Raw genomic sequence first — 23,147 nt, forward strand, 5'->3', positions numbered from 1 at the left:
GGGGTTCGCTCCGCATCGAACAATCTCTCGGTGGAGAGAGACCCCTCATCCGGCGCTTCGCGCCACCTTCTCCCGCAAGGGGAGAAGGGAAGAAAGCGACTACGCCGGCGTAAAAAACGGCAGCGGCGCGCCGTCGGTCGGCTTGAACACCACCTTCACCTTCTGGCCGATCTTCAACGTCGTCAGATCGCAATCGACGAAATTGGTCTGGAGCGATGGGCCTTCCTTCAGCGTGACGTAGCCGATCGCGTAAGGGCCGGTCGGCGACTTCCGCATCAAGCTGTAGGTGTAGATCGTACCCTCGCCCGAAGACTGCTCCCACACCGTCTTGTCGGAGTAGCAGAACGGGCAGATCGCACGCGGGAAATAGTGCGCCTCGCCGCACGCGGTGCAGCGCTTGATCATGAACCTGCCCTCTTTGGCCGCATCCCAGAACGCGGCTGTCTCAGGGTTCGTCACCGGGGCCGGATATTTCTTGGCTTCGCTCATCACACGCGCTCCAGAATGGCCGTCGAGGCGGCGTGGCGAACACCCAAAAGTCCGCCGGTGCCGTGGGCGATGGCGAGATCGCAATTCTTGACCTGCACCTTCGGATGCGCCTCGCCGCGCAGTTGCCGCACGGCCTCGAGGATCTTGGTCATGCCGCCGCGATTGACGGGATGGTTGCTGCAGAGGCCACCGCCATCGGTGTTGAACGGCAGCTTGCCGACGCCCGAGATCAGATTGCCGTCGGCGACGAACTTGCCGCCCTCACCTTTCTTGCAGAAGCCGAGGTCTTCGAGCTGCATCAGGACGGTGATGGTGAAGCTGTCGTAGATCGAGGCGTATTTGATGTCCTTCGGCGTGATGCCGGCTTCCTCGAAGGCACGCGGGCCGGACCAGATGCCGGCGGAGTATGTGAGGTCGAGATCCTTGCCGCCGCGCGGGCCCTTCATCGCCTCGCCATGTCCGATCAGCCTGACCAAAGGCTTCTTCAGGCTCTTGGCGATTTCAGGCGTGGTCACGATCAGCGCGCCGCCGCCGTCGGAGACCACGCAGCAATCCATGCGATGTAAGGGATCAGAGATCATCGGCGAGTTCAGGACGTCCTCGACGGTCACGACGTCCTTGAGCATCGCATGCGGATTGTATTGCGCATGGTGCGAGGCCGCGACCTTGATCCAGGCGAGCTGCTCGCTGGTGGTGCCATAGTCGTGCATGTGGCGCATGGCACACATGCCATAGGCATTGTGCGTGGTCGCGCCATAAGCCGTCTCGAAATCGGCCTCAGCGCCGGCCGCGCGCGGCGGCATCGCCCCGGTGCGCGGCTTGCCGGCCAGCGTGATCAGCGCGATTGAGCACTTGCCCGCGGCGATGGCTTCGGCGGCATGGCCGAGATGGATGATGTAAGAACAGCCGCCGGTCTCGGTGGAATCGACATGGCGGAGTTTCTTGGTGTTGAGACCGAGATAATCGACCATCGGCCAGGCGCCGCCCGGGGCGTCGCCCGCGCAGAAATAGCCGTCGACATCGTCCTTGCTGAGCCCGGCATCCTCGATCGCACCCTTGGCGACCTCGGCATGGAGCTGCGCGGTGGATTTGTCCGGCGCGTGCCGGGTCGGGTGTTCGTAGATCCCGGCAATGTAGGCCTTGCCCTTGATGGTCAAATAAGGTCTCCGCTGGCGTGTCTCACTTCCGGTTTTTTCTGAACCGCTGCCGCCCTGTTGGCAAGCGCGGAAATATTCCGTCGGGCGAGAGGGCAGCGGGCTGGCGCAAATGGCCGCCGCATCATCCGAGGTGCGGTGGAAGGCCCTGCTGCCGCAGTCGTCGTTGCGAGCGCACAATCCAGGAATCTTTCCGCGGACGCACTCTGGAATTGCTTCGCTGCGCTCGCAATGATGGGAACGACGGGAAGAACCCTAAAGCTGTTTTGCCCGACGGTACAAGTGATTTCGTTTTATCGAAAAACGTTTTTTCGCGAAAACAACCCCATGCACAGTAGAACGGTGGTTGATTTCAAACAGGAATTTGCAGGGTGGATTAGCGAGTCCACCCCACGAAAATTCTACTCCGCCGCGATCTGCCTCGGCGCCGGCGGCGGGTTCGCGAGGTCGGCGGCGAGCTGGGCGTAGCGGGCCTTGGCGTCCGCGACTGCCTTCTCCTTCACCGGGCCGTAGCCGCGGATGCGGTCGGGCAACGACAGCAGCTCCACCGCGGTGTCGATCGTGAGCGGCGACAGCAGGCCGAGCACGGTGGCGACGTCCTTCTCGTAGCCGGCGATCAGATCGCGCTCGAGCTTGCGGTCGGCACTGCGACCGAAGATGTCGAGCGGCGTGCCGCGCAGGAACTTGAATTTTGCCAGCACGCGGAACACCGGAAGCATCCACGGGCCGAAGGCGCGCTTCTTCGGGCGGCCGAGCGCATCGACGCCCCTGCTCAGAATGGGCGGGGCCAGGTTGAAGTTGAACTTGAAGTCGCCTTCGAACTGGTCGCGGAGCTGCTTTTCGAAGGCGCCATCGGTGTAGAGGCGCGCGACCTCGTATTCGTCCTTGTAGGCCAGCAGCTTGGCGTAGTTGACCGCAACGGCGCGGGTCAGCGCCTCGTCATAGCCGCCCTGCCTGGCGACGTCGCTGACCTGATCGACCAGCTTGCGGTAGCGTTTCGCGAGGCGGCCGTTCTGGTACGCCGTGAGATGCCTGGTGCGATGCTCGATGACCTCGTCGAGCGTCATTGCGTCCAGGGACTTGGGCGCAACGACCTCATCCGTTCCCTTCAGCATGCCGGCAAGCCGTGCGGGATCGGCGACCGCGAGGCGGCCGAGGCGGAAGGCTTCCTTGTTCATCTTGATCGAGACGCCGTTGACCTCGATCGCCTGCTCGATCGACTCCGCTGACAACGGCAAGAGGCCCTTCTGATAGGCGTAGCCCATCATCATCATGTTGGTGGCGATGCTGTCGCCGAGCAGCTGTTCGGCCGGCTTGGTGAAGTCGAAGAATACCGAGTCCTTGTGCAGCGCGGTTTCCAGCAACCCGTTCAGCTTGCGGGTCTGGAAGTTGAAATCGCGGTTGAGGACGAAGTCGGCGGTGGGAATGACGTGGCTGTTGATGATGCCGCGGGTGCGGCTGCTGTCGCAGAGCGAGATGGTGTCCTTGGCAACCGCGACCACCTCATCGGCTGCGAGCACCACATCGGCCGTACCGGTGACGATGCGCGAGCAGGTCACCTCGGCCGGATGATCGGACAGGCGGACGTGGCTCAGCACCGCCCCGCCCTTCTGCGCCAGGCCCGACATGTCGAGGATCATCGAGGCCTTGCCCTCGATATGGGCGGCCATGCCGAGCAGCGCGCCGATCGTCAGCACGCCGGTCCCGCCCACGCCGCCGACAGCGATGTTGTAGGGCTTGTCCAGGTTGGGGCGCGATGCCGGCTCAGGCAGATCGCCGATATCGCCGACGCCCGCCGGCGCGCGCTTGCGCATCTTGCCGCCATCGACGGTGACGAAGGACGGGCAAAAGCCTTTGACGCAGGAATAATCCTTGTTGCAGGTCGACTGGTTGATGGCGCGCTTGCGGCCGAACTCGGTCTCGAGCGGCTCGACCGAAATGCAGTTCGATTGCACCGAGCAATCGCCGCAGCCTTCACACACTGCAGGATTGATCAGCACACGGCGCGCCGGATCCTCCATCGTGCCGCGCTTGCGGCGGCGCCGCTTCTCGGCGGCGCAAGTCTGCACGAACACGATCGCGGACGCGCCCTTGACCTTCCGCAGGGTCTTCTGGACCGCGTCGAGTTCGTCACGATGCGCGGTCTTGACGCCGGGCGCGATCTCGTTCGCCGGATAGGCGTCGGGATTTTCTGAGACCAGATAGATCTCGCGGATGCCTTCGCTGTGTAGCTGGAAGGTGATCTGCTGCGGCGACAATTCCCCGTCGACATGCTGGCCGCCGGTCATCGCGGTCGCGTCGTTGTAGAGGATCTTATAGGTGATGTTGGCGCCGGAGGCGATCGCCTGGCGGATCGCGAGGCTGCCGGAGTGGAAATACGTGCCGTCGCCGAGATTGGCGAAGACGTGCTCTTCCTTTGTGAAGGGGGCAACGCCGACCCACGGCACACCCTCGCCGCCCATGTGGGTGAAGGTCTCGGTGGAGCGATCCATCCACAGTGCCATGAAGTGGCACCCGATGCCGGCAAAGGCGCGACTGCCTTCGGGCACCTTGGTCGAGGTGTTGTGCGGGCAGCCGGAGCAGAAATACGGGGTGCGGGCGACAGGCGCGGTCGCCTGCATTTGCGACGCCTGGCGGCCGTTGAACCAATCGGCCTTGGCGCGCAGCATCGTTGCAATTTCGGGATTGAGATCAAGTCGAAGCAGCCGCTCGGTCAGCGAGCTCGCCAGCGAGGCGACGCTGAGTTCTTCGGCAAAGGGAAGGAAGCGCTTGTCGTGATCGTCCATCTTGCCGATAATGCGGGGACGGACATCGTCGCGCCAGTTGAACAGCTCCTGCTTCACTTGGTTCTCGACGATCTCCCGGCGCTCTTCGATGATGAAGATTTCCTCGAGTCCTACAGCGAATTGCCTGACGCCTTCCGGCTCCAGAGGCCACGGCATGCCGATCTTGTACAATCGAAGTCCGATCTTGGCGGCGACCTCGGGCGTGATCCCGAGCTCGCGCAGCGCCTGACGGATATCCTCGTAGCTCTTGCCGGACGCCATGATGCCGTAGCGGGCGTTGGGCGAGTCCATGGTGACGCGATTGACCTTGTTGGCGCGTGCAAAGGCGATCGCGGCAAAGCCCTTGTAGTCCTGCAGGCGGCGGTCCTGGGCGAAGCGGTCGTCGGGCCAGCGCAGATTGAGGCCGCCTTCGGGCATCTCGAAATCGGTCGGGATCACGAACGGCGTCATCTCGTCGGTGAGGTCGATCTCGGCGGTGGTCTCCACCGTCTCCGTGATCACCTTCATGCCGACCCAGCAGCCCGAGTAGCGCGACATCGCGATACCCAGAAGACCCATCTCGATCATCTCGTGTACGCTCGACGGGTAGAGATAGGGCATCAGCGCCGACATGAAGGCGTGGTCGGATTGATGCGGGACCGTCGAGGATTTTGCGCCGTGGTCGTCGCCGGCGAGACACAAGACGCCGCCGTTCTTGGCGGAGCCCGCGGCATTGCCGTGGCGGAAGACGTCGCCGCAGCGATCGACGCCGGGGCCCTTGCCGTACCAGATGCCGACCACGCCGTCATACTTGGCGCCCGGCGAGAGGTTGAGCTGCTGCGAGCCCCAGACCGCGGTCGCGGCCAGATCCTCGTTCACGCCGGGCTGGAACTTGATGTTGTACTGCTCGAGATGCTTGCGCGCGGCGAAGAGCTGCTGGTCATAGCCGCCGAGCGGCGAGCCGCGATAGCCGGAGATGAAGCCGGCGGTGTTCAATCCCGCGGCACGGTCGCGCCGGATCTGGGCCATCGGCAGCCGGACCAGGGCCTGAATGCCCGTCGTGAAAATATGTCCGGTGTCCTGGGTGTATTTCTGATCGAGACTGATCGGACCCTGGTTGATGCCCATTATGTCCTCTTCCGCCCTTTTGAGCGCTTGGCTGCTTAAGCCGTTGCCTGCCCGTTGTTTTTAGCTAGGGCGCGCCGACCATTTCCGCCACTCTATGTCGGATATTTCACGCTCCGCATCACAATTCTGGACCAAAGGGAGCGCCGGGTAAAAATCGCAATTTCGTGGCTGCATTGGCATCCGCGATTTTCATTTTGTGTCACCATACCCCCGCCGTCGCGCAACGAATTGACGCCCCGTCATCCGGGACGGCGTCGATGGGTCGCAGGAGAGGCTTTCGATGCGGACGATTCTCACTGGCCTGGCTCTCGTGGGCCTGGCGTTGTGCAGTGCGGTTGCGAGCGCGGCCGGCGCCGCCGAGCCGTCACCGGAGCTGATCGCCTACGGCAAGTCGCTGGTGGAGGCCGGCGACTGTGCCGGCTGCCACACCGCCGATCCCGCCAAACCGTTCGCGGGCGGAAAGCGCATCGACACACCATTCGGCGCGATCTATGCCCCGAACCTGACGCCGGACCGCGACACCGGCATCGGCGCCTGGACCGACACCGATTTCACTCGCGCCGTGCGCACCGGTGTCGCCCCAGACGGCTCCAACTATTACCCGGCGTTCCCCTACCCCTATTTCACGCGGATGACGAAGGACGACACGCTGGCGATCCGGGCCTATCTCGGAACGCTCGCGGCCGTCACCAGCCGCAACAAGCCGCCGGAACTACGCTGGCCGTTTGGCTATCGCGGCCTGATGCGGATCTGGAACATGGTCTATTTCAAACCCGGCCTGTTCGAACCGGACCAGAGCCAGAGCGCGGCGTGGAATCGGGGCGGCTATCTCGTCACCGGGCTCGGTCATTGCGGCGCCTGCCATACGCCGAAGAACTATTTTGGCGCGGACAAGCAGGCGCAGGCCCTCGCGGGCAACGAGGTGGGCGGCTGGTACGCGCCACGGCTCGATGGCGCCGCCCGCACCGGGCTGAAATCGTGGAGTGTCGAAGACATCACGGAATATCTTCAGAGCGGGCGCAACGCCAGGAGCCATGCCAGCGGGCTGATGGCGGAGGTGGTCGTCAATTCGACTTCGAAGATGAGCGATGCCGACGTGCGCGCGATCGCGGTTTACCTGAAGAACCTGCCGCCGGCACGGCGTGAGACGATCGTGACGCCGCCTGACGATGCCGAGATGAAGGCCGGCCAGGCCATCTACGCCAAGTTCTGCATCGCCTGCCACGAGGCCGACGGATCCGGCGCACCGCGCATCTATCCGCCGCTGCCCGCCAACGCGCTGCTGCAATCGGTCAATCCGTCCTCGACCTTGCGCATCATCCTCGACGGCGCCCACACCGTGACGACCCCGCGCGCGCCCAACACCGGGGAGATGCCGGCCTATTCCAACCAGCTGTCCGACGCAGAGATCGCGGCGGTGACGAACTACATCCGCAATTCCTGGGGCAACGCCGCGCCGCTGGTGACGCCGGCGCAGGTGGCGAGGGCGCGGAAGCAGGAGCCGTAGCTCAAGGCTCCCGCTCCTCCTCTTCCGTGAAGACGAATTTCGGCATCTCCCATTTGTAGCGCACCGCCAGCAGGCGGAAGCTGATGCCGAGGACGAATGTCAAAATGGTCCAGAGCTCGGCGTTCAGCTTAAGACCGAACGCGGTGGCATAGAACAATCCCGTCACCACCGAGACGCTGGCGTAGAGCTCGGAGCGGAACAGCAGCGGCACGTCGTTGCAGAGCACGTCGCGCAACACGCCGCCGGCGCAACCGGTCACCATGCCGGAGACGATGACGATCGGCAGCGTGGCATCCATCTGCCAGGCGATGTCGCAGCCGGTCATGGTGAAGACGACGAGGCCGATGGCATCGAGCACGATGAAGGCCAGTTTCAGCCGGTGCACCAGGCGCGCCATCAGGATGGTGAGGAAGGCGGCGCCTCCGGCCAGTGCGAGGTAGATGGGGTTCTGCACCCAGGCCAACGGATAATGCCCCAGGAAGAGATCGCGCAAGGTGCCGCCGCCGAGCGCCGTGATGCAGCCGAGGAAGCAGACGCCGAGCCAATCCATGCTGCGGCGGCCGGCAGCGAGCGCGGCGGTCATGCCTTGCGCCGCGACCGCAACCAGCGACAACAGATGCAGCACGCTATAATCGCTCGGCGGCAAGCTCCACATCGCTTTGTTCCCTTCCGTCAGCGGAGCTTACGCGTCAGGTTCCCCAGCGAACAGGTTCCCGATTCCCGCCGCGGGCGCAACATGCGACGAAAGCATTAAGGAGGGCGGAACAGAATCTCGCATCCACGGGTTGTCCCGCCGCAATAATCGAGGAGAACCAATCGATGGCTGACGACCGTTTTATCAACGATCCGTACCGCCCGAATCTCGCCGATGATGAGTATCGCAATGCGGCGCGACGGGATGCCCAGCTTCAGGTCGACCCGGAGCTTGGCGAAGGCCCCGCCTCCAGCGGCAAAGTAGCCCTGTTCGCAGTGGCAATCGCCTTGGTGCTGGGTGCCGTATTCTACGGCCTGAACAACACCGGCACCAGCAACCAGGCCAGCACCACGCCGGCGACGCAGACAGCGCAGCAGGCACCGGCTACCAATCCGGCCGCACCTCCCGGCATGCGCGACGTGACGCCGCGCACCAATACCGGGCCGGGCGTGACCACGGGCGCCGCGCCGAGCAAGGCGGCCCCGGATACGCCGGCACCCGCTGACGGCGCGAAGTAACGAATTGCAACAATATGCAACAGCGGCGGGATTCAGATCCCGCCGCTTTCGTTTGTCTTAGCTGAACATCTTGTTGAGCTCGCCGCCGGGATAGCCGCTCGCCAGCTCCGCGAAGGTCCCCTTCTCCGCCATTTCCTTCGCGGCCCGCATGAAGCCGCCCCAGGCGGCGCGAGCGAGTGAACCGCCGACGCTGATCCGGCGCACGCCAAGATCGGCAGCTTCCTGCAATGACAGCCCGGAGACGCCGATCAACAGGTTGAACGGTTTGGGTGCGACAGCCTTCACCACCGCGGCGATGTCCTCGCGGCTCTTCAGGCCCGGCGCGTAAAGGCAATCGGCGCCAGCATCTGCGTAGGCCGTCAGCCGGTCGATGACCAACTTGAGGTCGGTCACGCCCCACAGATAGGCCTCGCAGCGGCCGACCAGCAGCACGCCGCTATCGCCGATCGCCTTGCGCGATGCCTTGATGCGCTCGACTGCGAGCGCGCGCTCGTAGATCGGCTTGTCCTTGTCGCCGGTGGAATCCTCGATCGACAGGCCGGCAACGCCGGTGCGCACACAGCGCTCGACATTCTCCGCGACCTTGTCCGGCTCGACCGCAAAGCCGCCCTCGAAATCAGCGTTCACGGGGATGTCGACCGACGTGCTCAATGCCGCCAGATGCTGACAGACGTCCTCGACGGTGACGTGGTTGTCGGCTTTGCCGATGGTCCAGGCAAAGCCCGCACTCGACGACGCGAGTGCCTTGAAACCGAGATGCTGCAACGCTTTCGCGCTGCCGACGTCGACCGGATTGGGCAGGATGAAGCAGCCGCTCTCGTGCAGCTTCCTGAAGGCCGCGCGCTTGTCAGCAGTTGTCACGTGCATGTTTCTCTCCCTTGTTGGCCGCGCAGAGATGGGGACGTGCCGCCACGAGCGCTAGTGCGCGTCGTGCACCGCGCGGCTGTCCTTCGGCGCCTGCTCGCGATCATTCATGCTGTAGTCACGGATGACGCTGGCGATACGCAAGTGATAATCGACGAAGATTTTCGCGCGGCCCTTGGCCTGGGTGCGGCGATGCTCCATCGTGTTGCGCCAGGCTTGCACGGCCGCCTCGTCCCGCCAGAACGACACCGATAAGATCTTGCCCTTCTCGGTCAGGCTTTCGAAACGCTCGACCGAGATGAAGCCGTCGATGGTTTGCAGGATCGGCTTGAGGTCGGCCGCGAGGTCGAAATAATCCTGGCGGTGTTCCGGCTTCGGCCAGACCTCGAAGATCACGGCGATCATGGGCGTCTCTCCTGTCGTTGATGGCCTACGATAGCACTTACAAAACCACTTGGCGCAGAAACGTGCGCTCTTCCGCGAGGATGAATTTGTGCTCCTCGGCGAAGTGGAAGTTGGCCATGCCTTCCGTATCCTGACGCAGCCGGGCGCGATAGGCCTCATACGCAGCCAGACTCTCGAAGGTGATCAGCGCGAACGCGATATTGTTGGTGCCCTCGTGCGGCATGAAATAGCCGATCAGATCGCCGCCGCATTTCGGGATGATGGTGAGCCAGCGCTTCGAATACTCCTCGAACTGCACGCGCTTGAAGGGATCGAGCTGGTAGCGGATGAAGACGGTGACGGACATGATGGGCTCCTCTGGTTCCACACCGTCATTGCGAGCGCAGCGAAGCAATCCAGGAATCCCTCTGCGGAGGCAGCCTGGATTGCGTCGTCGCTTCGCGCCTCGCAATGACGAGCAAAGCCAGGCTACGCGCTTGCCCGACCGCAATGCTTCGGCTACCATCGAAGCATGAAATCCGGTCCTGACATCGCCATGATCGCTTCGCTCGTCGGCGATCCCGCACGCGCCAACATGCTCACGGCACTGATGAACGGCCGCGCGCTCACCGCGAGCGAGCTGGCGCAGGAGGCCGGCATCACGCCGCAGACCGCGAGCTCGCATCTTTCCAAGCTCGAGGCCGGTGGCCTGATCGAGCCGGAGAAGCAGGGCCGCCACCGCTACTACCGCCTCACCGACGACGATGTCGCCGGGGTGCTGGAGGGGCTTGCGGGCCTCGCCGCGCGGACCGGCCATATGCGCGTGCGCACCGGGCCGAAGGATCCGGCGCTGCGGCGTGCCCGGATCTGCTACGACCATCTCGCCGGCGATCTCGGCGTGCAGATGCTCGACACCCTCCGCGCGCAAAACCTGGTCAGGCAGAAGAAGCAGGAGATCGAGCTGACGGCCGAGGGCGAGCGCTTCCTGGCGAAGCATTTGCAGATCTCGCCCGACATGCTCGCCCATCCCCGCCGGCCGGTCTGCAAGGCCTGCCTCGACTGGAGCGAGCGGCGTCACCATCTCGCGGGCACGCTGGGCGCCGCCATGATGCAGCGTTTCGCCGAGCTGAAATGGGCTGCCCGCGACGCCACGCCCGGCAGCCGCGTGGTGAATTTTACGCGCACCGGCGAGAAGCAGTTTGCCGCGTTGTTCGGGACTGCGAAGGACTGAACACAAGCGCGTGTAAGCGTCTCTCGTCGTCATGGCCGGGCTTGACCCGGCCATCCACGTCTTTAGTGCAGTTTGCGTGGCACCACGTGGATGCCCGGGCCTTCGCCTCGCCGAAGCGGCTTCGGCCGCGCAGGCGGGCCAAGCCCGGCATGACGGAGAATGTGTCTCCTAGCGCCAACATGACTCAGAGCCTTCAATGATCCGCCTCCTCCCGGCCGTGCTTTGCACGGCTCTTCTCGCCGCTCCTCTTACATCCCACGCCGCCGACACCGCCCCGCGCGAACCCTACGGCATCGCGCTCGAAGGCTTTGCCTATCCCTATCCCGTACACCTGCTGCCTCTGACCAATGACGGCGAGCAGTTCAGCATGGCCTACATGGACGTGCCGCCTGCGCAGCCGAACGGCCGCACCGTCGTGCTGCTGCACGGGCGCAACTTCCCGTCGAGCTACTGGGCACCTGTTATCAAGATGCTGAGCGAGGCCGGCTTCCGCGTCGTGGTGCCGGACCAGATCGGCTTCGGCAAATCTTCCAAGCCGATCGGCGAATTGCATTTCGACAATCTGGCGCGCAACACCATCGCGCTGCTCGATTATCTGAAGATCGACAAGGCCGAGATCGTCGCCCATTCGCTCGGCGGCATGCTGGGCGTCCGCATCGCCCGCGCCTTTCCCGACCGCGTCGCCCACCTTGTTCTGACGGCCCCGATCGGGCTGGAAGATTACCGCCTCTATGTACCGCCGACGCCGACCGAGAAGATCATCGAGACCGAGGACAAGCTCACGGCCGATGGCTATCGCAAGCAGCTTCAGACCAATTATGCGATCAAGCTGCCGCCGGACGCGATCACGCCGTTCATCGACGCCCGCTTCAACATCAAGGGCAGCCCGGATTATCCGCGCTGGCTGCGTGCCTTCGTCAGTTCCGGCCAGATGATCTATCGTGAGCCGGTGGCGCACGAGATCGCACTGATCACCGAGCCGACGCTATTCATCATGGGCGCCGACGACCACAACGCGCCGGGCCGACTGAGCGCACCGGAGGCGCTGCGCGCGAAAATGGGAGAGAACGCCGAGCTGGCGAAGGCACTCGCGGCGAAGATGCCGAATGCGCGGGCCGAGGTGATCCCGGACACCGGCCATCTCGTCTTCCTCGAGGCGCCTGAGAAGTACAGGGAGCTAGTCCTGGGCTTTCTCGGCCGCTAGCGTCATTGCTGCCGTCCGGATCCGCGTGCTGGGAATGTTCATGCCGCATTCAGGTCATGATTGGCAGATTTGGCTGGCGTCGTGTCGGCATGTTGCGATTTTAACGTGTCGAATCGTGTCTTTTGATTCATGGTGCGCCGAAAAGCGCCAAGCCCTCCTACCTGCCCCCAAAACCTACACCCAAGGACGAGAAGGAAGATCAAATGAAATACCTGTTTGCCGCCGTGATGCTCGCCAGCGCGGTCGTTGGTTTCAGCGAGGCGGCCAGCGCCGCCGGCGGTTGCGGCCCCGGCTGGTATCGCGGCGCCTATGGCGGCTGCCGCCCGATGCGCGGTCCGGTCGTTGTCCGCCCGGGTCCGATCGTGGTTGCGCCAGCCCCTGTCGTGGTCGTGCCGCGCGCCCGCGTGTGCCCCTACGGCTTCCGCTGGTACGCCGGCCGCTGCCGCCCGTTCTGATCTCGTTTTTTTCGCATTGCGAAATGGCCGCGCGGCGAAAGCCTGCGCGGCCATTTTCTTTTTGAGCGCCTGACGTCGCACCGGGATGTTTCGAATCAGAACGGGGACCGCCGATCGCGGTCCCCGTTCAAGCCTGGTGCGCGAAGCTTACCAATGGCGGCGGTGCCATCGCCGGCGATGCCAGCCCCAGTGACGGCGGCGCCAACCCCAATGGCGATGGCGGCCGTGCCAGTGCACCTGCTCCGGCTTCAACTGCGCGGCTTCTTCGCTGCTGGTGACTGCGGGATGAGCGTCGGGATTGCCTTGCGGCATGCGGGGGTCACCGAGCGGCTGCGGCGCCAGCGGCGCAGCCTTTGCGGCGGTCGTGAACGCGGCAGCTCCGGCCGCGACACCGATTGCAAATTTTAAAAAGTTCCGGCGCTCCATGACTTCTTTCCTCTTGGATGGTCGTGCCAGTGATGCAGAGGCGAGTGTCGTGGTGACGACATGAACCGAAGCTGAATCGCGCGTTCAGCTTCGCTGCGACTCCGACGGTGACAGCCCGCCGCCGGGCGCTACTTGCCAAACTCCTGCGCCAGCACCAGCAACTCGCGCGTGCGCGTCACGTCGGGCCAATCGCGGTTGAAATCGGCCACCAGTTGCGTCAGCGCTTCGCCCTTCAGCATGGCGTGCAGCGCAGCCTCGCTCGCGAACTGATACATCGCCTGATGCAGTGAGGGATCGTCGAGGCTCCAGAACCGCCAGGCCTTGCTCACGCCGAAGGCCTTCATCGCGTCGGGCAGATGTTCGGTCTCGTACCACCTGTCGAAGGCGGCGCGCTTGCCGGCATCGGTGACGACGGCGCGGACGACGAAGAAGGCTGACGGCATCGGATTTTCCTCCTGTTGTTTGGGGTGAGACTAGCCGATGACGTCGGCGACGACAAAAAAAGGACGGCACCGGTGTCGGAACGCGCATCTCTCACCCGTCCTATGCCTGAACAGCAGACGGAGACACCACATGCCCGACCTCACGCTCACCACCTTCGACTGGGTTCCCCCGCCCGCGCGCGGTTTCGTGCGCGACCTTCGGGTGCGCTGGGCGCTCGAAGAGGCCGCATTGCCCTATCGCGTCGCGAGCGCGCCGTTCGACGGGCGCGGCGCCGAGCATCTTGCGCACCAGCCGTTCGGGCAGGTGCCGTGGCTGACCGACGGCGATCTCTCGATCTTCGAGAGCGGCGCGATCCTGCTGCATCTCGGCGGCCTCAGCGCGAAGCTGATGCCATCAGATCCGCGCGGCCGCAACGAAGCCACGGAATGGCTGTTCGCCGCGCTCAATTCGGTGGAGATGGCGAGCCTGCCCTGGACGATGTCGAAGTTCATGGGTCATCCGAGCGATACGGCCGCGTGGAAATTCGTCGACGACTTCCTCAAGCTCCGCCTCAAGCACATGGAGGCGGTGCTGGCCAGCCGCGAATGGCTGGCAGGCACGTTCTCCGTCGCCGACATCCTGATGTCAGACGTGCTGCGCATCGTCGATCAGTTCGAAGGGCTCGCGGACAGTCCCGCCTGCGGCGCCTACGTCGCGCGCGCCACCGCCCGCCCGGCCTTCGCCAAAGCCCACGCCGACCAGATGGCGCATTTCGCTGCGGCGGACGCGACCCGCTGACGCGGCGCCCGCGTCAGATGTGACGTGCCTCACATAATGAATCCGGCGATGGCCGTAGGGTCACGGCCATCAAATCATCCCTGCGGAAGGTGACACATGGCCCGCATCGCATGTCTCAGAGACCAGCTTGCCCGCGCTGAAAGACTGGCAAAGGCGATCCTCGACCGGCAAACCGCGGAGCAGCTTCAGGCGTTCGCAGCCGAATGCCGCGAGGAGCTGCAGGTGCTGTCGCGCAGGGCTGCGGCGTGACATTGGCCTGCGAGCGCCGCGTCACACCAGCTTCATCGGCGCATCGGCGACCACGCGAAGGTCAATGCGGCTGATCAGTTGAGACCGAAGCGCCTCCGCATCCCCGATCGCGCTCTCCGTCTGCCGCAGCGTGCTGACGTTCGAACCGAGCGAGACGATCCCGCCGAGCACCAGAGCGATCGATCCGAGCGCGGCGGTCTGGCCCATTCCGAGCAAGCCGAGGATCGTGATCAGCAACAGCGCAGCGCCGCCGCCGACGGCGATCTTGGATGCCAGGATGTACTTCCGACATCGTTCGGCGATCTCGGCCAAAGCCTCGATCCGCGCTTCGATGTCTGAAATCTCGTCGGTCGGATCGTCTTCGGTCATTGGATTTGGATCGAGGATGCCAACTCAGAAACAGAATCGGTAGCCCGCATGAGCAAAGCGACATGCGGGAAGCTTGACGAAGAACCCGGATGTCGCTTCACTCATCCGGGCTACGAGGCGTCACAACGGCAAATTGTCGTGCTTCTTCGCCGGCGTTTCCACTTTCTTGTCCTTCAGCATCGACAGCGCCCGCGCGATCCGCTTGCGGGTCGAGTGCGGCATGATGACGTCGTCGATGTAGCCGCGCTCGGCGGCGATGAAGGGGGAGAGGAAACGGTCTTCGTATTCCTTGGTACGCGCGGCGATCTTGTCGGGGTCGCCGATGTCGGCGCGGAAGATGATCTCGACCGCGCCCTTGGCGCCCATCACCGCGATCTGGGCGGTCGGCCAGGCATAGTTCATGTCGGCGCCGATCTCCTTGGAAGCCATGACGTCGAAGGCGCCGCCATAGGCCTTGCGGGTGATGATGGTGACCAGCGGCACGGTGCACTGCGAATAGGCGAACAGCAGTTTCGCGCCGTGCTTGATCAGGCCGCCATATTCCTGCGCGGTGCCCGGCAGGAAGCCCGGCACGTCGACGAAGGTGACGATCGGGATGTTGAAGGCATCGCAGAAACGCACGAAGCGCGCCGCCTTGCGCGAAGCGTCGGAGTCGAGCACGCCGGCCAGCACCATGGGCTGGTTGGCGACGAAGCCCACCGTGCGGCCCGCGATGCGGCCGAAGCCGGTGACGATGTTCTTGGCAAAAGCGTCCGCGATCTCGAAGAAGTCGCCCTCGTCCACGACCTTCAGGATCAGCTCCTTCATGTCGTAGGGCTTGTTCGGATTGTCGGGGATCAGCGTATCGAGCGACATGTCGACGCGGCCGATGTCGTCGAAGCTCGGCCATTCCGGCACGCCGTCGGTGTTGTTGGACGGCAGGAAGTCGATCAGGCGCCGCATCTGCAAGAGCGTCTCGACGTCGTTCTCGAAGGCGCCGTCGGCGATCGAGGAGCGCGTGGCGTGCACCGAGGCACCGCCGAGCTCTTCCGCCGTGACGACCTCGTTGGTGACGGTCTTCACCACGTCGGGGCCGGTGACGAACATGTAGCTGGTGTTCTTCACCATGAAGATGAAGTCGGTCATCGCGGGCGAATAGACGTCGCCGCCAGCGCAGGGACCCATGATGACGGAGATCTGCGGGATCACGCCGGAGGCGAGCACGTTGCGGCGGAACACGTAGGAATAGCCGGCCAGGGCTGCGACGCCCTCCTGGATGCGGGCGCCGCCAGCGTCATACAGGCCGATGATGGGCGCACGCGCCTTCATCGCCATGTCCTGGAGCTTTGTGATTTTCAGCGCGTGCGTTTCCGACAGCGAGCCGCCGAACACCGTGAAATCCTTGGCGAAGACAAACGTCTTGCGGCCGTTGACGGTGCCCCAGCCGGTGACGACGCCGTCGCCGGGCACCTTGTTCTTCTCCATGCCGAACTCGGTGGAGCGGTGCTCGACGAACATGTCGAATTCCTCGAACGATCCCTTGTCGAGCAAGAGCTCGATGCGCTCACGTGCGGTCAGCTTGCCGCGGGCGTGCTGCGCCTCGATGCGCTTCTCGCCGCCGCCGAGCTTTGCGCCGGCGCGACGGTCTTCAAGGGCGTCCAGGATATTCTTCATTTGCTCCCGCCAGTTCTTAGCCTAAATGCGATTGCCGGGGGTTCTAACACGGCATTTTGCGGGCCGGGAAGCGGCTTTCGGTCCCGCAGGGCTGCCTTGCCGCAGCGGGAAAGCGCAAGGAATTTCAAAGTTTTGCCTGGGAGACGAGCATGACCGAAGGAGCGGCCGAGACCGGCGCGGCGACGGGCGGCGTCAACATCCTGCTGCGGCTGGAGGGCCTGACCCTGTTTGTGGGGATGGTGATGCTCTACTGGGCCTGGGACGGCTCATGGCTGGTGTTCGCACTGCTGTTCTTCGTCCCCGATCTCAGCTTCCTGGCATACCTGTCGGACGCCAAACTCGGCGCGATGGTCTACAACGCCGCCCACAGCTACATGGCGCCGGTCGCGCTGCTGACGCTCGGCTTCGGCCTCGCCTCGCCGCTCACCCTGTCCATCGCCTTGATCTGGCTCGCCCATATCGGCATCGACCGGGCGCTGGGCTATGGCCTGAAATATTCGGCCGGGTTCGGCTTCACCCATCTCGGCCGGATCGGCCGGCAGAAGGATACCTGACCGCAGCGCGCTGCCCGTAAATATGGCGGCCCGGCCCGGTTGACCGGACCTGCCGATTCAGGCTTGCTCACGTTTACGATCAGGCGCCGAATGTTGCGTGAGCTCAGTCGGTACGGCGGCGGTCATCATTTCCGGCTGCAAGCATCACCTCATGTCCGCGACGGTCGTTCCACTGCCGCCGAACCCATCGTCCGAAACCACCGACTTCCTGCGGCGCATGGCCAGCATGGTGTCGGGGCGGAACGGCGAGATGCTGCTACGCGCGGCCGCGCTGATCGAGTCGCTGACGCAACGGGCGATGTCGGCGGAACGCCTCTATCACCGGGAGCACGAAGAGAACACGCGCAACAGCGAGCTGCGCGAGGCCGGTGAGATGGCGTGCGACGCCATGGTCAAGCAAATCGACGGGCTGCGCAGCCAGCTTGCCGAAGTCACCGCGGCCGCGGCGGCCGAGCGCGCGGCATTCGATGCCGAGCGTGGCAACCTGCTCGGCCTGATGCAGCACGCCGAGAGCCATATCGGCAAGCTCACAAGCGAGCTGGAGACGCTGCACGCCTCGGTCGACAGCTTCAACGAGACCGCCATCTCCGTGCCAATCGAGGTGCTGCGGCTGGCGCGCACCCAGTTCGATGTCCTCTCTGCCGGCTTTGCCCGCAAGGGCGACGTGATCTCGCAGGCGATGAGCGAGATTGGCGGTTTTGCGATCGACCAGGCGCTGACGGTGAAGAAGCCTGACACCGCCTGAGGCGAACCGCCGGCTTGCGTCAATTTGACAGCGCGCGGGCCTGTTGTTCTACTCACTGAAAATCACGGGGGAGGATCCGATGCCGACGGCATTCCGCGTCGCCATGGCGCTCTGCATTTCAACGCTGTTCGTCGGCATGGGCGCCAACGCACAATCGCTTCCCCGGGAAGTCGCCACCCGCGCCGAGATCTACCCGATCCCCTCGCTCACCCTCTCCGACCAGCAATTCCTCAGCGGCGACGCCGCGGCCGGCAAGCCGGTGACGGTCGCCGGCGAGCTGCGCGTGGCGCAAGGCAGCGGAAAACTCCCCGTCGTGGTGCTGATGCACGGCTCGAGCGGCGTCGGCGCAACGACCGAAGCCTGGGTGCACGCGTTCAACGCCATGGGCATCTCGACTTTCGTGATCGACGGCTTTACCGGCCGCGGGCTGACGGTGGTGGGGCCGAACCAGGCCCTGCTCGGTCGGCTCAACCTCGTCATCGACATCTACCGCTCGTTGGAGATCCTTGCAAAGCATCCCCGCGTCGATCCGGATCGCATCGTGCTGATGGGCTTTTCACGCGGCGGACAGGCGACGCTTTATGCGAGCCTCGAGCGCTTCCACAAGCTCTGGAACAAGTCCGGCATCCAGTTCGCCGCCTACATTCCCTTCTACCCCGACTGTTCGACGACCTATCAGAACGACACGGACATCGCCGCGCGCCCGATCCGCATCTTCCACGGCACGCCCGACGACTACAATCCCGTCAAGAGCTGCAAGGCTTTCATCGAGCGGCTCAAGACGGCCGGCCGCGACGTGGTGCTGACCGAATACCCCGACAGCGCGCATGGTTTTGACAGTGGGCTGCTCGGCGTCAATACGGTTGCCGTGTCCACGGGTGCGCAGACCGTGCGCAACTGCCAGATCCGCGAAGGCGACGGCGGCGTGCTGATGAACGCCGATACGAAAGCGCCGTTCACCTACCAGGACGCTTGCGTCGAGCTCAATCCGCATGTCGGCGGCAATCCAACGACTGCCGCCGAGTCGCGCAAGGCCGTTGAGGAGTTTTTGCAGGCGCTGTTCAAGCTGGGTTAGGCCAGCGCGACATGTTCCGTCATTGCGAGCGCAGCGAAGCAATCCAGAATCTTTCCGCCGAGGCAGTCTGGATTGCTTCGTCGCTTCGCTCCTCGCAATGACGAAGGCTACGGCTCGCCCGGCTTGAACGGCTCCTGCTTGTCCGGCGGCACGGTCTCTTCGGCCATTGCGAGCAACATCGCGACCATCACGTAATTGCCGGCGACCGCGGTGAGGTCGACGATCTGCTGGTCGTTGAAGACCTTCTTCGCGCGCGCGAAGGTTTCGTCGCCGACCTTCTTCGTCGCGGTGAGCTCGGTGACGAAGTCGTAGACGACGGCCTCGTCCTCGGCCATGTTCGCAGGCCGCTTATTGGCCTTCAGCTCCGCGACGATGTCGGGCGACAGGCCCGCTTTCGCCGCGAGCGGCGCATGGGCGTACCACTCCACCTGCGAGCGCCATTGCCGCCCGATGATCAGGATCGCGAACTCGTTGAGTTTTGTCGGGACCGAGGTCTCCCAGCGCAGATAGTGGAATAGGTCGAACAGGCGCTGGCCGAGCACCGGGCTGCGGATCATCGGATTGTAGGGACCGCCGATGCCGACGCTCGAGACCTTCATGATCTGCTCGCCGAGGGGCTTCTGCTTGGCGTCGAGCTGGTCCATGGTGAGCTGAGGAAAGCGCGGCTCCCTGCTGGTGGCGGGACCGGCAAACATCGTGGCGGCGAGCCAGCCGCCTGCGGCGGCAAGCGTGAGCGACGGCAGCCAGAGTGGCGTTGAGTTCATGTTCTCCTCCCGGTTTTTCTTGACCCGGGGGATGCTAGTCGAGCGGCGCCAGCGCGGTATCGCTAGATAGCGCCGATCTCGGCAAGGCAGGCTTGCGTCAGCGGCATGCGCTCTCCGACCAGGCGCGGCTCCTTGCAGTCCATGTTGAGCGCGAACACGGTGTGCGCTTCGCCCTTCTCGGCCCAGCCCACCATCCAGCCAAGCGATGGCTCGCCGCGCTCGGCGCCAAGCAGCCCGGACTTGGCGCGAATGACGCTATCGCCGACCTTGGTCACCGGCAGGATGTCAGCGACGAGATCCTGGCTGCGTTTCGAGATCGGCAGTGCGCGGCGGCGCAGCCGGTCGATGAAATCGACCTGCTCGACCGGATCGATGCGCAAGGCGCCGGTGAGCCAGAACTGATCGATGCCGCCGCCGATGTCGCGATTGCCATAGTCGAACAGATCGACGTACTTTTGCATGCGTTCTTGCCCGATCCGGCGCGCGATCTCCTGATAGACCGGCACCGCGCTGACGAGAATCGCGCTGCGCAGCGTGTGGTCCTTGTTCCAGGCCTCGATCGGACGCTTCACGCCGTCCCAGGGAAATACGTCCTTGTCGGGGTCAGTGACCACGCCGGTTTCGAGCGCAATCAACGAGTTCGGAATCTTGAAGGTCGAAGCCGGCAGCTTCGCCTCGCCCGAACGTTCCTTGTCGCTGGCGACGACCAGATAGTCCTCGACCTTGTAGCCGACGAACGTCCCCGCCGTGCCGAGGTCAGTGAAGCGCTTTGCGAGGCTGTCACGGATTTCATTTCGCGGTGGCGCGACGTGAGCGAATGCACGCGATGGCAGGATCGCGGTTGCGGCGAGAAGGCCGAGAGTGGAACGGCGGGTAAGCACTGGCGATGTCCGTTACGCGATGAAGATGGCCGCGACCATGCAGCCGCTAACGTGGTGAAACGATGACAGCTACCGCCTGCCCGACAGCCGCAGCACGAACACCAGCACCTCGGCGACGGCCTTGTAGAGGTCCGGCGGGATCTCCTCGCCGAGTTCGACCTTGGAGAGCGCACCGGCCAGGATCTCGTTCTCCTCGATCGGGATGTCGTTGGCCTTGGCGATCTCGACGATTTTTTCGCCGATCGTGCCCTTGCCCTTGGCGACGACGACCGGCGCGTTGCTGCCCCTCTCGTAATGCAGCGCAATCGCAAGCTTCGACGGGTCGCTCATGTAGCGCGATCCAGAAAGTGGCCGGCGCGGGCCGGTGCGGGCTGTGGCGGCGTGCCATCGCGGACCAGGATGTCGCCGGGCTTGAGCTCGGCCCTGGTCAGTGCCTGGTTGAGCTCGCCGATTCCGGCGCGAAGCTGCTGTGCGGTCGTCGGCCGCTCCGCCCACATCCGCACGAAGGTCTTGTCACCGTTGAGCGTAATCAAAGCGTGCACGGGGCCAGCCGGCTCGACATTCAGCGTGAAGCGCGCGCGCCAGGCGCGCCTGGCGGGATCGGCGGATTCATTGCCGCCGTCGCGTGAGATCTCGAACTGCGCCATTGCCGTGCCCTGCGGCGTTGCGAATGGAATCTCGAAATTCCACTGCGGCACGCTCGGATCAATCTTGTGACCGCTGGCGTCGGTGCGATCGGGGAGCGAAGCAACCTGGAGCAACGTCTGGCGCGCGAGAGCGGCATCGGTGTCATCGAGCAGGCGATGCACGGTCGCAGCGAGCGGCGTATCCGGTACGAGTGACGGCGAGGCAATGAATTGCGGCGACGGCAGCGCGCCGCGAACCGGTGGTGGCGTCGCGCGCGCGGCGGCTTCGAAAATATGTCCCTCGGGTACGGCCTTGTTCGAGCCCGGCACGTTTCCCGTCATTCGCGGCAGGCTTTGCGTGATCTCTTGCAGGAGGCTCGCGGCAAGGCCTGCGGTCATGGCCCGCGGCACCGCGGCCTGCGGAGCACCGCCAGCGATGTCCGCCAACACAGAGGCTGCGATATTGACGCTGCGCGGCATTTGCGGTGATTGGGCGATCTCGGGTTCGGTTGCGGGCAATGCGGCCTGCGTCTCCGCGGCAGTGAGCTGCGGTGTCGCCACGGTACCAGCCGGAAGGGCGGCACCTTGCGCCTGTGGCGCAATCGCCTCGAGCGTCGTCAGCGTTTGGCGCAGCACCAGCAATGCCGCCTTCAGGTCTGGCATCGTGCCGGAGGACGGCGTCGCGCCGTCGGCGAGCGAGGCTTCGAGGAATAGGCCGGATTTTTGGAATGCGGATTCAATGTCGCCGCCATCGAGGCCGGTGTTGAGCGGCGTCTGCTGCGCCAGCACGCCCAGCATCGCCTGCTTCAGCCCCGCCGGAAGATCGCTGCCGGTGACGACCGCGGCCAGATTGGCGAACAGCGGCGCCTGGCTGCCCTGCTTTGTGACCGCCTCGGCCGAAGCTGCGGTAACGGCGACCTGCTCCGATGGCGTCAGCACGTTGCGTCCCGCGCTCGCCGACGGAGCAATCGGCGGGCTGTCAACCAGCGAGGCCGCAGCCGGCGTCAGCGTGACCTGATCGGCGCTCGCCTCGCCTGCCCCGCCCATGACGGCGAGCCGGATGGTGCCGCCGTTCTGCGACACCGCAAGCTGGAGATTCTGGCCTGGTGCCAGCGCCACCTCGGACATCACATCCATCGGCAGGTTGGCGATCGCGATCCGCACCAGATTGCCGGCGAGCACGCTGACGACTCTTGCGTCGACGACGCTGCCGGCCTGCAGCACAAGATCGGGCGTCACCGCGTCAGCAACAGGGCTGGCGGCACTGACGGGAACGATCGAGCTTATCGGCGTCGGCATGGCGAGGGGCCTGGGGAGCGTAGGCCCTACCCTAAGGCCGCCCTCGTAAACCTCTCGTTAAGGACCTTTGGCCGCGGGCGGGTTCACAGCGGCCAAAACCGTCACGGCGGCATGAAAGTCCTTGAGGCGGGCGGCGCGGCGGCCGGCGGCTTCCTCGTCGACTCCCCATTTCTCGGCATTCCAGTCCTCATCGACATAAGCCGCCGCCCAGACCTGGCCGGCATCGCGCACGCCATGGGCCAGCGCCAGCGCCAGCAGGGCCGAGCCGGTCAGGGTGGTGATCACGTGGAGGGCGGCGACCGACCAGGCATCCCCCGGCAGCGCCGCACGCGCGGCCTGGACGGCCGCCTCCGGCTGCGTTACAGGCATGACGCCTTCCGACAGGATGAAATGCGCTCCCAGCGTCTCAGCGGCCCAGAACAACACTGGGTCCCAATGCGCGGCCTCGCGGGCGACGAGCCCCTCGGGATGGCCGGCGCGATAGAACAGCAGATCGGACTGGAGATACTTTGCGAGGTCCTCGCTGACGAGATCGACGCAGTCGACGACGCCCTCGACCACGCTATTGGCGATCCGCGTCAGCGGCATCGTCATGGGATTGATCGTCTCTTTCTGATCCGCCCACTCGGCAGCCACTGCGTCGGCTAGCACGCGCGCAGGGATGATCACCTGGCGGCCGGACGGCGTGCGGATCGCCTTGCCGTCAAGCGTGATGGCAAAGCCGCCCTCAGCCTCAGCGACCCCCACCTCCTTGTAGAAGCGCTTGCGCAGCGGCACGCGCGAGGCCTGGCGGACCAACTCCTGCGGATCAAGCGGGGATCGCCCCGCAGCTTCATCGAACAATTCGCGCATCTGGTTTTCGGCCCTGATCACTCAATGCTAGGCTTGTAAG

Annotated in this window: 26 protein-coding genes; 10 read left to right on the plus strand and 16 right to left on the minus strand. The window is 64.6% G+C overall.

Translation table 11 applies throughout. The features are described from left to right. Positions 1 to 99 precede the first annotated feature (99 nt). The 3 genes from ACFQX9_RS06780 to ACFQX9_RS06790 form a co-directional block, all read right to left on the minus strand. The gene (locus ACFQX9_RS06780; protein WP_018456495.1) at positions 100 to 489 is read right to left on the minus strand and encodes a Zn-ribbon domain-containing OB-fold protein; all 390 of its coding nucleotides are present in this window, start codon (positions 487 to 489) and stop codon (positions 100 to 102) included. Next, a complete protein-coding gene (locus ACFQX9_RS06785; protein WP_007611536.1) occupies positions 489 to 1,646 on the minus strand; it encodes a thiolase domain-containing protein in 1,158 nt (385 codons plus the stop codon). Before ACFQX9_RS06785 ends, ACFQX9_RS06780 begins: the two co-directional genes overlap by 1 nt. 398 nt (positions 1,647 to 2,044) lie before the next feature. Then, positions 2,045 to 5,536 (minus strand): indolepyruvate ferredoxin oxidoreductase family protein, encoded by a 3,492-nt coding sequence (locus ACFQX9_RS06790; protein WP_085360841.1) that lies wholly within the window; start codon positions 5,534 to 5,536, stop codon positions 2,045 to 2,047. A 280-nt stretch (positions 5,537 to 5,816) separates the two neighbouring features. Here ACFQX9_RS06790 and ACFQX9_RS06795 point away from each other — a divergent pair, with 280 nt between their 5' ends. Next, the gene (locus tag ACFQX9_RS06795) at positions 5,817 to 7,043 is read left to right on the plus strand and encodes a cytochrome c (protein ID WP_018456493.1); all 1,227 of its coding nucleotides are present in this window, start codon (positions 5,817 to 5,819) and stop codon (positions 7,041 to 7,043) included. A 1-nt stretch (position 7,044) separates the two neighbouring features. Here the strand turns inward: ACFQX9_RS06795 and ACFQX9_RS06800 are convergent, their stop codons facing one another. Continuing rightward, positions 7,045 to 7,698: a trimeric intracellular cation channel family protein gene (locus ACFQX9_RS06800; RefSeq protein WP_085351305.1), complete on the minus strand. Its 654-nt coding sequence runs from the start codon at positions 7,696 to 7,698 to the stop codon at positions 7,045 to 7,047. A gap of 164 nt (positions 7,699 to 7,862) precedes the next feature. Here ACFQX9_RS06800 and ACFQX9_RS06805 point away from each other — a divergent pair, with 164 nt between their 5' ends. Beyond that, entirely contained in the window at positions 7,863 to 8,255 is a 393-nt protein-coding gene (locus ACFQX9_RS06805) for a hypothetical protein (RefSeq protein ID WP_018456491.1), read from the plus strand. Between the two features lie 57 nt (positions 8,256 to 8,312). On the opposite strand, the gene ACFQX9_RS06810 is transcribed toward ACFQX9_RS06805, so the two are convergent. The 3 genes from ACFQX9_RS06810 to ACFQX9_RS06820 are packed head-to-tail and all read right to left on the minus strand — an operon-like array spanning position 8,313 to position 9,870. Further along, entirely contained in the window at positions 8,313 to 9,122 is an 810-nt protein-coding gene (locus ACFQX9_RS06810) for an oxaloacetate decarboxylase (protein WP_018456490.1), read from the minus strand. Between the two features lie 51 nt (positions 9,123 to 9,173). Beyond that, positions 9,174 to 9,524, minus strand: coding sequence for an antibiotic biosynthesis monooxygenase family protein (locus ACFQX9_RS06815; RefSeq protein ID WP_377787343.1), 351 nt, complete (start codon positions 9,522 to 9,524; stop codon positions 9,174 to 9,176). Between the two features lie 37 nt (positions 9,525 to 9,561). Next, the gene (locus ACFQX9_RS06820) at positions 9,562 to 9,870 is read right to left on the minus strand and encodes an NIPSNAP family protein (RefSeq protein ID WP_247455489.1); all 309 of its coding nucleotides are present in this window, start codon (positions 9,868 to 9,870) and stop codon (positions 9,562 to 9,564) included. A 165-nt stretch (positions 9,871 to 10,035) separates the two neighbouring features. Between ACFQX9_RS06820 and ACFQX9_RS06825 the strand changes: the two genes are divergently transcribed. The 3 genes from ACFQX9_RS06825 (at position 10,036) to ACFQX9_RS06835 (ending at position 12,393) form a co-directional block, all read left to right on the plus strand. Next, positions 10,036 to 10,734 (plus strand): winged helix-turn-helix domain-containing protein, encoded by a 699-nt coding sequence (locus ACFQX9_RS06825; protein WP_018456488.1) that lies wholly within the window; start codon positions 10,036 to 10,038, stop codon positions 10,732 to 10,734. Positions 10,735 to 10,930: 196 nt separating this feature from the next. Further along, positions 10,931 to 11,938, plus strand: coding sequence for an alpha/beta fold hydrolase (locus ACFQX9_RS06830; RefSeq protein WP_368507874.1), 1,008 nt, complete (start codon positions 10,931 to 10,933; stop codon positions 11,936 to 11,938). Positions 11,939 to 12,141: 203 nt separating this feature from the next. Then, positions 12,142 to 12,393, plus strand: coding sequence for a GCG_CRPN prefix-to-repeats domain-containing protein (locus ACFQX9_RS06835; protein ID WP_007603074.1), 252 nt, complete (start codon positions 12,142 to 12,144; stop codon positions 12,391 to 12,393). 147 nt (positions 12,394 to 12,540) lie between these two features. Here the strand turns inward: ACFQX9_RS06835 and ACFQX9_RS06840 are convergent, their stop codons facing one another. Both ACFQX9_RS06840 and ACFQX9_RS06845 read right to left on the minus strand, forming a co-directional pair. Continuing rightward, positions 12,541 to 12,819 carry a twin-arginine translocation signal domain-containing protein gene (locus ACFQX9_RS06840; protein ID WP_018456486.1) on the minus strand — a complete coding sequence of 93 codons (279 nt, stop codon included), beginning with the start codon at positions 12,817 to 12,819 and terminating at the stop codon, positions 12,541 to 12,543. A 128-nt stretch (positions 12,820 to 12,947) separates the two neighbouring features. After that, positions 12,948 to 13,262, minus strand: a complete 315-nt coding sequence (locus ACFQX9_RS06845) for a hypothetical protein (protein ID WP_018456485.1) — start codon at positions 13,260 to 13,262, stop codon at positions 12,948 to 12,950. A gap of 130 nt (positions 13,263 to 13,392) precedes the next feature. Here ACFQX9_RS06845 and ACFQX9_RS06850 point away from each other — a divergent pair, with 130 nt between their 5' ends. Together ACFQX9_RS06850 and ACFQX9_RS06855 are read left to right on the plus strand one after the other, a co-directional pair. Next, positions 13,393 to 14,040: a glutathione S-transferase family protein gene (locus ACFQX9_RS06850; protein WP_377787349.1), complete on the plus strand. Its 648-nt coding sequence runs from the start codon at positions 13,393 to 13,395 to the stop codon at positions 14,038 to 14,040. A 96-nt stretch (positions 14,041 to 14,136) separates the two neighbouring features. Continuing rightward, the gene (locus tag ACFQX9_RS06855) at positions 14,137 to 14,289 is read left to right on the plus strand and encodes a hypothetical protein (RefSeq protein WP_377787352.1); all 153 of its coding nucleotides are present in this window, start codon (positions 14,137 to 14,139) and stop codon (positions 14,287 to 14,289) included. Positions 14,290 to 14,310: 21 nt separating this feature from the next. Here ACFQX9_RS06855 and ACFQX9_RS06860 read toward each other — a convergent pair whose 3' ends face one another. Then, entirely contained in the window at positions 14,311 to 14,658 is a 348-nt protein-coding gene (locus ACFQX9_RS06860) for a hypothetical protein (RefSeq protein WP_368507873.1), read from the minus strand. A 120-nt stretch (positions 14,659 to 14,778) separates the two neighbouring features. Next, positions 14,779 to 16,311 (minus strand): acyl-CoA carboxylase subunit beta, encoded by a 1,533-nt coding sequence (locus ACFQX9_RS06865; protein WP_007603066.1) that lies wholly within the window; start codon positions 16,309 to 16,311, stop codon positions 14,779 to 14,781. Positions 16,312 to 16,460: 149 nt separating this feature from the next. Here ACFQX9_RS06865 and ACFQX9_RS06870 point away from each other — a divergent pair, with 149 nt between their 5' ends. The 3 genes from ACFQX9_RS06870 (at position 16,461) to ACFQX9_RS06880 (ending at position 18,685) form a co-directional block, all read left to right on the plus strand. After that, complete coding sequence (locus ACFQX9_RS06870) at positions 16,461 to 16,865, plus strand: DUF4260 domain-containing protein (RefSeq protein ID WP_027567473.1); 405 nt, start codon at positions 16,461 to 16,463, stop codon at positions 16,863 to 16,865. Between the two features lie 151 nt (positions 16,866 to 17,016). Further along, positions 17,017 to 17,610, plus strand: a complete 594-nt coding sequence (locus ACFQX9_RS06875) for a hypothetical protein (RefSeq protein WP_377787357.1) — start codon at positions 17,017 to 17,019, stop codon at positions 17,608 to 17,610. A gap of 79 nt (positions 17,611 to 17,689) precedes the next feature. Next, positions 17,690 to 18,685, plus strand: coding sequence for a dienelactone hydrolase family protein (locus tag ACFQX9_RS06880; RefSeq protein WP_085384237.1), 996 nt, complete (start codon positions 17,690 to 17,692; stop codon positions 18,683 to 18,685). Between the two features lie 107 nt (positions 18,686 to 18,792). Here the strand turns inward: ACFQX9_RS06880 and ACFQX9_RS06885 are convergent, their stop codons facing one another. The 5 genes from ACFQX9_RS06885 to ACFQX9_RS06905 form a co-directional block, all read right to left on the minus strand. Beyond that, positions 18,793 to 19,449: a carboxymuconolactone decarboxylase family protein gene (locus tag ACFQX9_RS06885; protein ID WP_085384236.1), complete on the minus strand. Its 657-nt coding sequence runs from the start codon at positions 19,447 to 19,449 to the stop codon at positions 18,793 to 18,795. Positions 19,450 to 19,511: 62 nt separating this feature from the next. Continuing rightward, positions 19,512 to 20,330 (minus strand): penicillin-binding transpeptidase domain-containing protein, encoded by an 819-nt coding sequence (locus ACFQX9_RS06890; RefSeq protein WP_085364670.1) that lies wholly within the window; start codon positions 20,328 to 20,330, stop codon positions 19,512 to 19,514. Positions 20,331 to 20,399: 69 nt separating this feature from the next. Beyond that, complete coding sequence (locus ACFQX9_RS06895) at positions 20,400 to 20,660, minus strand: EscU/YscU/HrcU family type III secretion system export apparatus switch protein (protein WP_085351295.1); 261 nt, start codon at positions 20,658 to 20,660, stop codon at positions 20,400 to 20,402. Continuing rightward, positions 20,657 to 22,255, minus strand: coding sequence for a flagellar hook-length control protein FliK (locus ACFQX9_RS06900; protein WP_377787364.1), 1,599 nt, complete (start codon positions 22,253 to 22,255; stop codon positions 20,657 to 20,659). Before ACFQX9_RS06900 ends, ACFQX9_RS06895 begins: the two co-directional genes overlap by 4 nt. Before the next feature lie 57 nt (positions 22,256 to 22,312). Next, complete coding sequence (locus ACFQX9_RS06905) at positions 22,313 to 23,107, minus strand: ATP12 family chaperone protein (RefSeq protein ID WP_377787367.1); 795 nt, start codon at positions 23,105 to 23,107, stop codon at positions 22,313 to 22,315. Positions 23,108 to 23,147 lie beyond the last annotated feature (40 nt).

The sequence above is a fragment of the Bradyrhizobium sp. GCM10028915 genome, assembly GCF_042666195.1.
In the GTDB taxonomy this organism is placed as follows: Bacteria; Pseudomonadota; Alphaproteobacteria; order Rhizobiales; family Xanthobacteraceae; genus Bradyrhizobium; species Bradyrhizobium canariense_D.